This window comes from Nitrospinota bacterium (genome assembly GCA_016208975.1).
Taxonomy (GTDB): domain Bacteria; phylum Nitrospinota_A; class UBA7883; order UBA7883; family JACRLM01; genus JACQXA01.
Map to the genome: position 1 here is coordinate 147,562 of JACQXA010000004.1, position 13,312 is coordinate 160,873.

10 protein-coding genes are annotated in these 13,312 nt (G+C 60.0%); 1 reads left to right on the forward strand and 9 read right to left on the reverse strand.

The features are described from left to right. Window positions 1-67: 67 nt before the first annotated feature. From HY751_04225 to HY751_04240, 4 genes are all read right to left on the reverse strand, one after another. Window positions 68-1,123, reverse strand: coding sequence for a DMT family transporter (locus HY751_04225; protein ID MBI4665600.1), 1,056 nt, complete (start codon window positions 1,121-1,123; stop codon window positions 68-70). Between the two features lie 66 nt (window positions 1,124-1,189). Further along, window positions 1,190-3,199 (reverse strand): thioredoxin domain-containing protein, encoded by a 2,010-nt coding sequence (locus HY751_04230; GenBank protein MBI4665601.1) that lies wholly within the window; start codon window positions 3,197-3,199, stop codon window positions 1,190-1,192. A gap of 5 nt (window positions 3,200-3,204) precedes the next feature. After that, the gene (locus HY751_04235) at window positions 3,205-4,572 is read right to left on the reverse strand and encodes a sigma-54-dependent Fis family transcriptional regulator (GenBank protein ID MBI4665602.1); all 1,368 of its coding nucleotides are present in this window, start codon (window positions 4,570-4,572) and stop codon (window positions 3,205-3,207) included. Further along, on the reverse strand, window positions 4,573-5,664 hold the full coding sequence (locus HY751_04240) for a hypothetical protein (GenBank protein ID MBI4665603.1): 1,092 nt from the start codon (window positions 5,662-5,664) through the stop codon (window positions 4,573-4,575). A 120-nt stretch (window positions 5,665-5,784) separates the two neighbouring features. Here HY751_04240 and HY751_04245 point away from each other — a divergent pair, with 120 nt between their 5' ends. Next, window positions 5,785-6,306 (forward strand): hypothetical protein, encoded by a 522-nt coding sequence (locus HY751_04245; GenBank protein MBI4665604.1) that lies wholly within the window; start codon window positions 5,785-5,787, stop codon window positions 6,304-6,306. On the opposite strand, the gene HY751_04250 is transcribed toward HY751_04245, so the two are convergent. From HY751_04250 to HY751_04270, 5 genes are read right to left on the reverse strand one after another with little or no spacing between them, the layout of a single operon-like run. Further along, on the reverse strand, window positions 6,291-8,603 hold the full coding sequence (locus HY751_04250; GenBank protein MBI4665605.1) for a tetratricopeptide repeat protein: 2,313 nt from the start codon (window positions 8,601-8,603) through the stop codon (window positions 6,291-6,293). The genes HY751_04245 and HY751_04250 overlap by 16 nt on opposite strands. Window positions 8,604-8,610: 7 nt before the next feature. Continuing rightward, window positions 8,611-9,435, reverse strand: a complete 825-nt coding sequence (locus tag HY751_04255; protein ID MBI4665606.1) for a SagB/ThcOx family dehydrogenase — start codon at window positions 9,433-9,435, stop codon at window positions 8,611-8,613. Between the two features lie 29 nt (window positions 9,436-9,464). Continuing rightward, window positions 9,465-10,826 (reverse strand): YcaO-like family protein, encoded by a 1,362-nt coding sequence (locus HY751_04260; protein ID MBI4665607.1) that lies wholly within the window; start codon window positions 10,824-10,826, stop codon window positions 9,465-9,467. Next, the gene (locus HY751_04265) at window positions 10,819-11,946 is read right to left on the reverse strand and encodes a TOMM precursor leader peptide-binding protein (protein ID MBI4665608.1); all 1,128 of its coding nucleotides are present in this window, start codon (window positions 11,944-11,946) and stop codon (window positions 10,819-10,821) included. Before HY751_04265 ends, HY751_04260 begins: the two co-directional genes overlap by 8 nt. Window positions 11,947-11,953: 7 nt before the next feature. Then, complete coding sequence (locus HY751_04270) at window positions 11,954-13,261, reverse strand: cobalamin B12-binding domain-containing protein (protein ID MBI4665609.1); 1,308 nt, start codon at window positions 13,259-13,261, stop codon at window positions 11,954-11,956. Window positions 13,262-13,312: the final 51 nt, after the last annotated feature.

Here is a 13,312-nt window from a genome sequence, read left to right on the forward strand (position 1 = left end):
GTCGTTCTGAATGGAAGTTTGGCCCGTGATGTATCCGGAAAATATCAGACGGTAACCGTGAGAAGCGTTAATGGTCATGGCGATGATGCATGTCGGGGAAATGCGTGTGGATATGGGATATCGGCTCGTGACTGTGAAGGTGGCTGTGTTTCGCGTTGAACGGCGCTGACTCATCATGCCCATGTTGGTGATGATCATCGTGAATATGCTCGTGCTCGTGTTCCAGCCCTTCGTGCGTGTGTTCGTGGTTATGTCGTTCGGTGAGGTGTAGCCAGACGCCCAGCGCCATGAGCGAACCCGCTATCAGTAACCGATGGCTGACCGGTTCGCCCAGAAGCGGAATTGCCAGCGCCGCGCCGAAGAATGGCGCTACGGAAAAGTAGGCGCCAGTTCTGGCCGCTCCGAGATGACGCAGGCCAACAACGAACAACACCAGGCTTACCCCATAGGCAAGCCAGCCGACCAGCATCGCTCCCGCGAGGTTGGGTAAAGGCGGCCACTTGGCGCCAAGCGATAAAGCGAGCGCCAGGTTTACGCCTCCCGCCGCCAAGCCCTTGATTGTAGCGATCCATGTCGCATCGGCCAGTGACACATTACGAGTGAGGTTATTATCTATACCCCACGCCAAACAGGCCCCTAAAACAGACAAAGCTGGCCAAGCGCTGGAAAACCTGACTTCTTCCACTGGCCAACTGAGCGTAACCGCTCCGGCGACTATGGCGGTCATTCCCAACGCGATACGCTTATCGAAGTTTTCGCGAAAGGCGAACCATGCCAGAAGCGCTGTAAATACACTTTCGGCGTTGAGCAGTAGCGATGCGCCCGACGCGGGCATGGCGGTAAGTCCAAACATCAATAGCACCGGCGCGGCTACGCCGCCAGCGAGAATTGCGCCCGCTAGCCACGGCCATTCAGCGGGTGGTAACTTCCCCGCTGGCGCTTGGCGCGCCAAGCGGTATAGTAAAAGACCCGCCCCGGACCCAAGATATAGCAGGCTGGCCAGCAACCACGGGTTGATACTGGACAGTAAACACTTGGCCAGCGGCGCGCTACCGCCAAACAAAAGCGCCGCTCCCAGAACGGCCAGTACGCCAGGTTGGCGCAAACTCCGTTTCCAGCTCATTACCGCCATTCGTTAGCGCAACAAAAACCGGCCAAAGCCAATGTGTATCAAAAGCGTTCAACAACTCTACAGCGAACGCAACAGCGCCGTAAGCTCTTCCGGGCTGTTCACGGGTGGATGGCACGTTCCACGGTAACATACCAGCGCTCCGGCCCCTTCCGGCAGGGCCGCGCTGAAAACCCCGGCCCGCTTTATAACCAGGTGGGGCATATAAACCCCTTTGGCCGCTTTGAGCATTCGCGCCGCCTTATCCCCCTCCGCCACCGTTATCTGGCAGGAGTCCGACATGATGAAATCCATCAGATGGATGGATGAAGCGTAAAACAGCGCGTGTTGAACCGAATCTTTTGAAACCAGGTTCAAAGCCATCCGGGCCGACTCCTCCAGTTCCCGCGCGCCAATATGATGATAGAGCCTGAAGTCCCCATAGGCCATGGTCATGACCGGCGAGGGTGAAGGAGCGTCTTGCGTTGGTTTCACCCGGTTTGCGGACACTATGGGGTCTGCGCCGCTCTCCGCGTCGAAATACCCGCCAACAGGGTCGCCGAACTTTTCCCATGCGGCTTTCCTGATGGACATGGCCTGCTCAAGATATTTTGTTTCGCCAGACGTTTCATACATATCCAGCGCCGCCATCAGCATGCACGCGTAATCGTCCAGCAATCCGGCGGCGCCGGAACCCAGCGAGCGCGCCACGCCGGAAACAAAGTTGTTATTATCCGTGGCGAACCTGTCGAAAGCCCGCCGGGCGTCTTGCCACAGGGTGTAATCGCCTAGAAAACCGCCAGCGGCCAGGAAAGCGGAGATGAACATGCCATTCCAGTTTGTGTACATAGTGGTGTCCACAAACGGCATCTTGCGTTTGGCCCGCGCTTCTATCATTTTCCGCCTGGCGTTTCCGAACGTCCGCTCAACCTCGCCCTGCTTAATTTTCATGGCCGCCGCTATTGATTCGAAAGGTTCGACAACGCGCAGTACGCACCGGGCGGGGTCGTGGCCCATGTCCCCCTGCTCCCGGAGGCCGTAACGCCTGCGGACAATCTCCAGCTCGTCGCCGGAAAGCGCGGCGGCGGCCTCGGCCGCCGACCAGGTGTAATGATCCCCGTCGTCGTCCAGGTTGATGTCCGCGTCCTGGCTGGCGTAAAACCCGCCCGCCGGGTCCATCAGCGTTTCCCGGGTGAACCTGGCGGTTTCCCTGGCGGCGTCCAGAAACTTTTCTTCACCAGTGGCCGAATAGGCGGCTGAGTATATTTTCAATAGATCAGCGTTGTCATACGCCATTTTTTCGAAATGGGGGACGCCCCAGGTTGCGTCCACGGAATACCTGTGGAATCCGCCCGCCAGATGGTCCCGCACGCCGCCATCGGCCATTTGCCGCAGGGTGTGACGCAGGACGCTCCCCAGCTCTTGGTCCTTGTCCGCGCGCCACAACGCCATTATCGTCATCAACGCCGGGCAATGGAAAAACTTGGGGGCGTTGCCGAACCCGCCATTGAGAGGATCGAAACCGCGGGTCATATGGTTAACAGCCGCGCTTATGGTATCGGAGGATATTCGTATCTGGTCTCCGGATTCCGGCGTGGTTTCCGTCAGCGCGTCATAAAGCTCTTGCGCCGCCTGGTCCACCTTGTCGCGGCTCTCCTGGAAAAACTCCGCCACTTTCGTTAGCACCGTGGGGAATCCGGGCCGTCCTATCATGTTCTCCGGCGGGAAATAGGAGCCGCCATAGAAACATTTTCCATCGGGCGTAAGGAACGCGGTTAGCGGCCATCCCCCCTGCCCGGAAAGGGCCGACACCATGCGCTGGTATCTCAGGTCCAGGTCCGGGCGCTCGTCCCGGTCAACTTTCACCGCAACGAACCGTTCGTTTATTATTTGCGCGGTATCGGCGTTCTCGTAGGATTCCCTGTCCATCACGTGGCACCAGTGGCACCACACGGCGCCGATGTCCAGCAATACCGGTTTTGACTCCCGCCGGGCGCGCTGGAAAACCCCATCGCCCCAGGGCATCCAGTCCACCGGCTGATGGGCGGCGGATTTTAAATACGCGCTTTTCTGGGCCCCAAGCTGGTTCATGGCATTTAATCCTCCCGGTTAATGCCGAATTCCTTCATCTTCCGGTGAATGGTGCGGGCGTTCACCCCCGCGGCCCGGGCCGTTTCGGTGATGTTCCAGTGATGGCTTTTGAGCGACTCCAACAGGTATTTTTTCTCCGCCTGGGCCACCACGTCCTGCAACTCCAGCGCGCCGGAACCGGGCTCCGCTGTCTTTGGCGGAAAGTTGTCCTGCGGGATGTCCACTTTTTCCACCACCGGCCCCCGGGTAAGGATCACGGCCCGTTCCACCAGGTTGCCAAGCTCCCTTATGTTGCCGGGCCAGGAGTAGCGTTTCATCCGCTCCAGCGCTTCCGCCGAAAATCCGGCGATATTCTTCCCCATGTCGCGGCTGAATTTCTGAAGGTAATGCTCGGCAAGGTATTTGATGTCCCCCGCCCGCTCCCGCAATGGTGGCAAATGGATAGGCACCACGTTTATCCTGTAATAAAGGTCTTCGCGGAACCCTCCTTTTCTCACAGCCTCTTTCAGGTCCAGGTTGGTGGCGCAAATGTAACGCACGTCCACCTTTATGGTGTCGTTGCCGCCCACGCGGGTTATTTCACCCTCCTGGAGGGCGCGAAGTATCTTCACCTGCATGGCAGGGGAAATGTTGCCTATCTCGTCGAGAAACAGGGTGCCCTTGTCCGCCAGCTCAAACTTGCCTATGCGCCTCTGCTCGGCCCCGGTGAACGCCCCTTTCTCGTGGCCGAAAAGCTCGGTCTCCAGAAGGGTGTCGGTGAGGGCGCCGCAGTTTATGGCCACGAATTTTTTGCCTGCCCGTTTGGACGCCTGGTGGATGGCCCGGGCCACCAGCTCTTTGCCGGTGCCGGTCTCCCCGAAAATGAGCACCGTGGAGCTGGTGGGCGCCACCGACTCCATCAGCCTGAACACATCCGACATCTTCTCGTCCCGGCTGATGATGTTGGAGAATTCTTCCGTAGCCGAAAGGTCCCGCCGCAGGTCGGTGACATCGCGGATTATCTCGATTACCCGATCAACCTTGCCGGAAGGGTCGGTAAGGGGGAATACGGAAACCTCTTTGAACCTGGTTTCCCCGCCGATGTTGGCGGTAAAAGTGTTGAACGCGGGCTGGCCGGTGTTGAACGTTTGCGTTACCACGCAGTATGAGCATTCCACTTCGCTGTTGTAGAACGCCTCGAAACACTTCTTGCCTTCGCGCGCCAGCTTCGCAAGCGGCTGGCCCGCTATAAGAAGCCCGGCCCGGTTGGCGTAGATGACCCTGTATTCGCGGTCTATTATCTTTATGGAGTCGCGGATGCCGTCGAGCGCTTCTTTTAAGAACTCCCCGGAAAGCTCCCCCGGCATCAACACTATCCGCTCGTTAACGCTCATTTATAACGCGCCCATCCCGTCATTAATCATCCCGGCCGTGACATGGGCGCCATTCATGGGGTCCGGCGCCATGCCGCATAAGACCTTAAGAAGCGCCGCCAACGCGGGCTCCAGGCTCTTGCCGAAAAACTCATCCCGCTCAAGACAAAATGACGGAACAAGTTTTCTTATTCCATCCTCTAATACATTGTATTCTACGAAATCGTTCCGCGGTGTATAAAGAATGGGCCTGCCTGCCGCCGCAATTTCGGCGCAAAGCCCGTAGCCAAGCTTACCTATCACCACGTCCGCGGCCATCACCAGGTCTTCGTGGGCCACCTTCGCGCCGTCGAAACTTATCGTCCGGCCGGACCTGCCGGGCGTCCCTCGAAGAGTCAATAACTCCATGGAGGTGACGCGATCCTCCAGCCCCGTGTAAAAACCCTCGGCCCCGATACCGCCGAAAGACACCAGCGCGTATTTACCATTCTCGTCCAGCCCCAGGCTCCTCCTGGCATCTTCCCGGCTTTTGGCGGAGCGGCGGGCTATCAATGGTATGTCAACCACGTTGCTATAAGGCTCGAATCCGCCGGAAAAAGGAGTTCTCAAAATGGCGTCCGCCTCTTTGTATATCCCGGTTAGCAGGCTGGATATGATGTCGAATTTCGGATATTTTTTAGCGTAATCCTTAAAAATCCAGTCCCACAGGAAATTGGCGACCACAAATGTTGGAACCCCCAGCCTTTTCCCAACCGCCACTCCCAATGGAGAAATGTCCGCCACCACCGCCGAGGGTTTTATGCGGCTTACATGGCGGAACTCGGCCTCTAACAGCCCGTCGAAAGAGGTTAGCATGGAGGCGTACCGGCTGTATGTGGCGGCGAAATCGGTGGTGAAACAGTCCGGCTGGGAAGGGCCCTGGTCCACCTCCGCCCGTTCCACCGTTACCTTTTCCGCCAGCCCGGCGGAGCCCCGAAGGAACAGGAATTCCGGCGCGGTGGTTCTCACCACAACCCTGTGTCCAAAAGTCAGCGCCAGCTCGCCTATCACCTGCGAAGCCCTGGCGGCATGGCCAAACCCATGGCCGGAAACGTAAAAAACTGCCGTGCCCATAACCCCTGGCTGATTTAAAGCTGAAAGGGTAACACAATTGTGGATAACCCGGCGTATGCCCCGGGGTTATTGTGATAAAATCATCACGCTTTATTCAATAACGCTTTGGTTTGGGGAATCATGCTTTTCAGTCAATCAGCGCTCAAAAGAATCTTCACGGGGACGCTGGTGGCGTTCGTTATGGCCACGGCGGCGGCCAGCGCGCAATCCACCTTGAACGAGGACGGGAAGCGCACAAAGCAGTACCGCGCCAAGTCCATAATCTATTCGGCCTCCCCATCCGCGATGACCATCGAGAAAAAGTTCAGCTCCAGCGTTGAGATAAACGTGGCCAGCGGCGTGCGGAGTTTTTATTTCAGGAACGACTTCGGCGGCGACAAAAAGGCCAACACCTCGGCGCAGGTGGCCTTGTCCGGCCAGTCCGCCGGGTTTGCGGTGTACGATTACGCCGGAACTCGCCTTGTGGAATACACAAACGGCAGGAACACCGGCCCCGCGGCGCTGTTCGAGATAAAATCGCCCAACGGCCTAACGCGGATACGCTGGTTTTTCGGGACGCAAGACATAGTCAGCATCGTGGAAAGCTACGGGATGGACGGGGCGCTGGCTTATTCGGAAACCACCTATTACGCGCCGCAATAGCCGCTGGCGCCGTTCCCCTGCGCGGCCAATATCCTTTGGTCAGAAAGCTTAACGGCCGCTTCCCAAAACCGTTTCCGGGAAAGGCCGGTTGTGGCGCATCCATCCTCAAGTCCAACGCCGGCCGGCCGGCATGTGACAGCATTCACCAACGCCGCTTCGTCCCCATCTATCCGGCAGGGGGTGAAATAGCGGTTGAACCGGACCAGAACTCCGCCATCCAAGGCCATTGTCATTCCAACCGCCGGGCTTAAACTGAACCGTGCCATCTCCATCAGGTGACCGGCTATGTTATCTGTCAGGGTTATCTTTTCATCACCTATATATGCGGTCGCCACCTTGCGCGTCACCGCCAGCTGCAGGATCCGCTCCCGGCCGCATGGCATGTTAAAACCCCGGCGGTCGTCGGTGACGACCAGCGCCGGTTCCCGCCATGGAGCCGCAGGAACGGCGAAACGCATGGCGCCGAACAGCCCCCGGCGCAACTGGCGGTGAGCGGGCCCATCCCACGCCGGGACCATCCGGCTTACGGTTCCGGCAAGCACACCCCATCCATCGCTTCCCACAGCGTCAAGAGAGGCGCCCGCCGGACACATGTCCCAGGTGACGAACACCGGCGCCTGCTCGGCTTTCATGGAACCGTCGAGATTGCGGGCCAACTCCCCCATTCCGGCCTCCATGGCGGAGGCCCGGGTTATATTCAGAAGTAGCGCGGCGCAGGTTTCCACATCCGCGTTAGCGCCGGGATCGGCCACGCCTGCGGCCCTTGCGGCCGCCCGCAACGTTTCGGTTATCCGCCATCCTACAGCCTCCGGATATGCCAGGGCGGCGTAGAATACGGCCGCCCTAAACCATGCGGCGGCGGCGGTTACAAGGTCGCCTTCGCCATGGGCGAGCAATCCTTCGCTCAGGTTTAAATAGACCGCGTCCACCTCGTTCCAGCTTCCCCGCGCGGTGTCAAAAGCGCGGCTGTAATACTTCCGCGCCGCCTTGCCGTCCCCGGTCTTGCGCATGAGCCGCGCAAGGTTGAGATAATTAATGTACTCCATGTGCCAGTCTTTAACGGCGCCGGAGGAGAACAGGCCCTCGATCTTTTTTTCAATGGCCACGGCGTCTTCCATGGCGCCAAGCCTCATCCGGTTAAGCGCGTATATATTGAGAAGGTAAACCTTGTTTATGTCATTGTCGGCGTAATCCAGGAGTTCTAACGCTTTTTCGAAATGTGGCTGGGCCTCCCCGGGCCTGTGGCTCATGACCAGCCCCCAGGCTTTCTGCCAGAAAAGGGTTCCGGCACGTTCCGGCGCCAGCCCTTCTGGCGGATCGGCTTCCTCTCCCGCCTCGTGAAAACGGTGGGTTGCGATACGCATCCATTGGTATTGCTCGATGAACGCGGCGCGGCTTGCCCCGTTCGGCGCGGTCTGTAGCGCCCGTTGGATGAGCCGCCGGGCGATGTCGCCTCCACCTTCCTGTAACCGCCGCCACGCCTCGGCTACAAGCGCGCCGTAATCTGGATGTCCTTCGGGCAGGGCGTAATTCCAGAAGGCGTAAAGCCAGCCTATCCGCCGCGCCATGGGCAGACAGGACTGGAGGATTGACGCAGGCCATTGTCTGGGCGGCTTGCGGCGCTCGGGTGGAACAAGAACCCAGCCGTGGGAAAGGCGCAGTCCATAAAGGTCGTCCGGCGCGCCTTCGGCCACAAGCTGTTGAGCCACAGCCGGATCGATGGCGCCGGGGATGAACGAGTAATAGTCTGCGGGCGCGGCCTGCGCGGTGGATGCCGCAATTGTCGGGTGGCCATCATCCAGAAAACGGATTTCCACGCCAGTTAGTGAAACGGCGTCACCCGGCGCAAAAGCGATTAACAACCGGTGTTTGGAGTCCCTGACACCCTGGGCCAGAGCCGCGATGAAACGCTCGTTATCCTCCCCCCACCCTCCGTCATAACGCGGCGCGAGTATCAGAAAAGTGGCTGGCGCCGCGGCAACCGCTTCGTTGAGCGTGGTTTCAGCCCGGCATAACGCGTTGATGAGGGTGGCGCCTCCACGATTCTCCACGTCTATCCAGAAGCCTATGCCGGAGCCTCTGGAATCTTCACTCCCCTCAGCGGGCAGGCTGACGCCTAGTTGACCGAGAAACTCCCGGGCCACCTGCTCGCTCCGCCAGGCGCCAAGGGTCAAATCGGCCACGAACAATGACGCGTCGGGAGAAGTGTACCGGCGCAGACCATCGAGTATGTCTTCCAGTGTGGCGGCCCGAAAAGCGTCCAGCCCGGGAATGCAGGGAAGCCGGGAAATGGTCATTGGCCGATTACACCATGGCGCCTTCGCCCGCGCCGCCCCGTTCCCCCACGCTGACCACATACACGGTGGACTGGGACAGGCCGTCCAGATCCAGGGCCTCGTCGGCCTCCCGGTCAACATAGCCGCCGATATTCAGAGAGGCGAGGCCAACGGCCTCCGCCGCCAGGTTGATATTTTGCGCCACATGCCCCGCCTCCAGAAGAATGAACCGATAACCCCGGTCACGGTACTTGAACACCGTCCGGTTGAAGAGCGCGGTGATGAAAAAGGTTACCGGGGCAGTGGCGGCGATATCGGCCTGCATAAGCGAGCCGAGAGCTTTGTTGACGGCGGTTTCCCCGGCTATCCGCTCGGCTTGTTGACGAAGGGATTGATAATGGTAAAGACCGGGGGATAACCCCTCAACCGCGCGCGCGGCGAAATAAATTTCCAGAGGGAAAAGCCCGCCGCCGGAGGGGGCGTTCCGGAAAGCCCTGCCGAATCCTGTCTCCTGGGCGGTCCTGTTGACTCCGTACCCATAGTAAAGCAGGGCGCCAAGTTGCGGGAGGGTAACTGGCGCGCCGGAAAAGGAGCGGGCGGAATTGCGGCGGACAATGGCGTCGGCCAAGGACAGCGTTGGAACTGGAAAGGCCCCCGGCCCCGGAAGGGGCGTTACCTCGGCGGTCTCGTAACTCAACGACTCGGACATCTGCGCCATAACCGCCACCACCGCCTCTGTGGGAACCGGAAAGTCCAGGCGGGACAGTTTGGTGTTCTCGTGGAACAGCTCCCATAGGGCTGTGGTCAAATCTTCGCCGGTCATGCTCATGAGCGACTGGGAGGTGATTGACACTGTGCAAGCTCCTTTTTAGTCTGGATTCGTTATGGATATGGATGCGGGTACATATTGTCTCCCCGCCCCGGGTCAAAAGGAGCATGTCCCATCCGTTCCGGCGCTTCCAACAGACGGCGCCCGCCCAAGGCCCTGTCGCTGTGTCCCATGAACATAGGGTGCAGACCGGGTACGATGGCCCTAACCACCGCGAAACCGGCGTCGGCCACATCGGGTGTTGTCAGTTCCGCAAGCAGGGTTCGATGCCCCGCCGCGCCGAGGGCGTTCACCATTTTTGCGAGGATCGTTCCGTCCACGTCCCCTCTGTTGGCCAGCGGGGTCACATCGTCGAACTCGATCCTTCTTTTGGAGGCGAACAGGAAATCGGTCAGCGGCAGGCGGTCCTGCCGGGACCAGAAGAGGAGGTGGTCCTGTTGTGCCTTCACGTTGAAATCGTTCCCGGGAGCGGCGCTGAGGGCCTTGTCGGTGGAAAACCGTTTCACCAGATGGGCGTAGCGCCGGGTATGGGCCAGTTCCTCCAGGCTCTTGCGGGCGGCGCTTTCAGGATCCGGCTCGGTGGAAGCGGCCACGATGAACGCCGGCTCGCCGGGCCGTTCCGAGCGGATGGCGGAAAGTATGGTGGGGATGCCAAGATCGGTGGTCAGGTCGAACATGACCACTTCCAGCCCCACCGACTCGAACCGGGTGACCAGGTCGTAATTATAGTCGCTGAGGGATTCCACCATGATGCGGGGCGGAGCCAGCATCGCCTGCCAGTGGAGCATCACGGAATCCCGCTCCACCACTTCGCATATGGCCGATATGGCGGCCTTCACCGGGTTTACATGGCAGGCCAGCCCGGTGGAGATGGGCTGGGCCACGGGCGCGTCGCGCCGGCCGTCCCCGTGGGTGTGGTAAAAGTACGGAACATAGACCATCCCTGCCGGAGCCCATACCACCTCGCCGGTGGCGGCGTCGGCCATGGGGCTCCAGCGCACGGTGGTATCCTCGGTGAACGGGACATAGACAAAGCCTTTACGAGCGTACTGCTCCGGACTGTGCAATGCGAAAGAGGCCGGATCCACACAGTTAAACCCGGCGGCGGCGGCCGAGGTCAGTGGAAACTCGTCCATGTCGAAAATCGCGCCACAATAGCGCTCCACCGCCTCCCCTACCGCCTTGGCGGCGGCTGTTACCACATCGGCGGCGGCCCCGCCGGAGTTGGCGAAATTACGTTGCCCGCAGAAGGCGCGGGTGTTGGACGCCAGGGCATAAACATGGCTGAAACGGGGCGCCCCCGGTGACAAGGGGGATTCGTGCAATGTCTTGATAATGCCCGCGCGGTTATCCACCAGCCGGGAAAGGCTGGCGGTGAACCTGGTTCGCCAGTCGTGTACGGCGCCGTTACGCATCTGGCACCCCCGAAAGCTCCTGCAACCGCTGGATCAGCGAGTAACCGCCGTCGAATTCCTCCTTCTGGATATTGAAGGGGGAGCGATATTGGCCGTTCCCGCAAACCGGGCACCGGGGAATTTTATATACGGTGTGGCGCCGCACGGCAGTGGCCACCAGATCCATCTCGGTGGCGGTTCCCTTCCGCCAGAGCCAGGGGAAGTCGAAGAAACGGGTCAGCTCCATCACTGCGGCGTCGGCGGCCATGGGGGCCATGGTGGGATGCAATGGGGCCACTAACTGCCCCGCGAAAGCCTGCGCGTCCAGCGCGCGTAACGGCGCGGGGGCGGTGAGATTGGCGTTTTCCCGGACCAGGAGGCATTCAAGGCACGGGGTCTCTCCCGGCGCCACCAGCGGGCCGATCAAGCCTGTTCCACGGTTTACTGTTACCGGCAGAAAAAATATCTTCTCCGCCACGGCGTAACGGTTCCAGTCACGCAAGATGGCGGGACCGCCAAAATCGCAGGTGCCCACCATTGCGCCTGGTGAGCTTTCCCCTTCCTTCCATCTGCTGTAAGGAACCGGCGCGCTTACGCCGCCGGGCCACCGGCCGCCATCAAGGTCTGGCTCATCCCCCTTGCCGAACATGGTAAGGTTGCGTAACAAGGGGAAATCGACAACCGTAACGTTCCGCGCGCCCCCTTCGGCCAGCGCCGCCACCATCCGGCGGGAGATTCCGTTGAGGCCGATGATAACCACCGGCGTCCGGGCGAGCCGGCCAGCTTCCGGGCCGCCGTTGACGCCGAGGGTCCAGTAAAAAACATCCAGGGCCGACTCCTCCGCCGGGGCGGACGGCCCGGATCCATTGACAGGGACCAGTATCCTCTTGGCCTTCAGCGCCGACACAAGCCGGTTAACCGCATCGGCGTCGGCGGGCGGAAAGAGGGCCGCCAGTTCCGCCGCCGTTATACCTTCCGGATCCAGCGCGGCGGTCATCAAGCGGCGCGCCGCTTCAGCGGCCTGCTCCCCCTGGGCCACAAAGCTTGTAGCCCCGCGAGAGATGATAACGCCCCCATCCACCGGGGTCAGTTGTGTGGGCAGGCAACGCAACCGCCGCCCGCCATCGTTTTGGCCGGTCATGGTTTATTCATCCTTTCCGGGCGACCACTCGCGTGGAGCCCCACAATTCGTAATAGGCGCGCATGAACGCCTCCTTCGGCATCGCCGTGGCTGTCACCGGATGTTGCAGATCGAAAAGTTCCCAATTGGGCCGGCCACCACTAACAGTTTCAGTTATCGCGGAAAAGTCGGTGAGCAGGTCTGAACCGGGTAACGGGGTGAGGACGCTGAAGATCGGGTTTTCTATGTTATGGCGCTGGATGTACCGGGCCAGCCGTTTAAAATCCTTGGGCTGGTAATCGGTCCCTACGATGAACAACGGAAATATTTCCACCCCGATCCTTCGGGCCACCATGAACGCCTCTTCCACCTGGGAAGGCTTGATCCGTTTATTAAAACCGTCCAACTCCTTTTCGGTCACCGCTTCCACCCCCATGGAAACCCCCACCAGCCCCGCATCGCGCCATTTGGCGACAAGCTCCGGGTGGCGGGTCATCGTGTCCGCCCGGCAATATGACATTATCTTCTTTTTGATCCCGGCGGCGATGACGGCGTCGGCGAGCCGCTCCATTCTTTTACGGTCTGTGAAGGGCTCGTCGTCGGTGAAAAAAACATACTCTTCCTGTATGCCGCCCAGTTCTTCCACGACACTGTCGATATCGCGGGCCATATAGGCGCCGTCCATAAGCTTCCATAGAGCGCAGAAGTTGCACCTGAACGCGCATCCAACCGAGGTGGCCATGAGCGCCACCGACTCGAAAGCGCCCATCCGGTAACAGCCTCGGTCCGCTGGATTCATGTCCCTGGCGGGGAGGGGGAGCAGGTCTGGCGCGCGGGATGGCAATTTGTGGCCGTTGACTGGTGTGAACAACCCGTCCATCCCCTTCCGGATCGCCCCCTCTGCGCCGCTGGCAGGATCGCTATCGCCCATCGCCAAACGCTTTAGTGTTCCTGCGAACTGGCGGACTCCTTCGCCTCTAAAAATCATGTCCACCGATGGATGCATGAAATCTTCTGGAGCCACAGTTGCGTGGTGTCCGCCTACGGCTGTCAAACAGCCTGGCCGGAGCCGCTTGACCGTATCGCATACCTCCCGGGCCCTGTAAACATGCATGGAGTAACCTGTTGTCCCCACCACGTCTGGCTCGAATTCAATGATTGCGGATTCCAGACGGTCTGGCCAGAGACGCAAGTCGAGAATACGGGGTATGTGGTCGTCTTGTTTGCAGGCGGCGGCCACATATTCTAATCCCAGCGGCTCACAACGCCATTGGAACGGATTGGGATGCCCCTCAGGATCCGGAGGGTGAACCATTAAAACCTTGAGTTGACGCATTCAGGCATACCTCGACCGGCGAAAGGGAACCACGGCGCCGTACGCCGGGCG

Excerpts from the sequence above, each read along its gene's own strand:
- HY751_04250 (MBI4665605.1), bottom strand. The coding sequence starts at position 8,603 with ATGACCATTTCCCGGCTTCCCTGCATTCCCGGGCTGGACGCTTTTCGG.
- HY751_04240 (MBI4665603.1), bottom strand. The coding sequence starts at position 5,664 with ATGGGCACGGCAGTTTTTTACGTTTCCGGCCATGGGTTTGGCCATGCC.
- HY751_04270 (MBI4665609.1), bottom strand. The coding sequence starts at position 13,261 with ATGCGTCAACTCAAGGTTTTAATGGTTCACCCTCCGGATCCTGAGGGG.
- HY751_04260 (MBI4665607.1), bottom strand. The coding sequence starts at position 10,826 with ATGCGTAACGGCGCCGTACACGACTGGCGAACCAGGTTCACCGCCAGC.
- HY751_04225 (MBI4665600.1), bottom strand. The coding sequence starts at position 1,123 with ATGAGCTGGAAACGGAGTTTGCGCCAACCTGGCGTACTGGCCGTTCTG.
- HY751_04245 (MBI4665604.1), top strand. The coding sequence starts at position 5,785 with ATGCTTTTCAGTCAATCAGCGCTCAAAAGAATCTTCACGGGGACGCTG.
- HY751_04230 (MBI4665601.1), bottom strand. The coding sequence starts at position 3,199 with ATGAACCAGCTTGGGGCCCAGAAAAGCGCGTATTTAAAATCCGCCGCC.
- HY751_04265 (MBI4665608.1), bottom strand. The coding sequence starts at position 11,946 with ATGACCGGCCAAAACGATGGCGGGCGGCGGTTGCGTTGCCTGCCCACA.
- HY751_04235 (MBI4665602.1), bottom strand. The coding sequence starts at position 4,572 with ATGAGCGTTAACGAGCGGATAGTGTTGATGCCGGGGGAGCTTTCCGGG.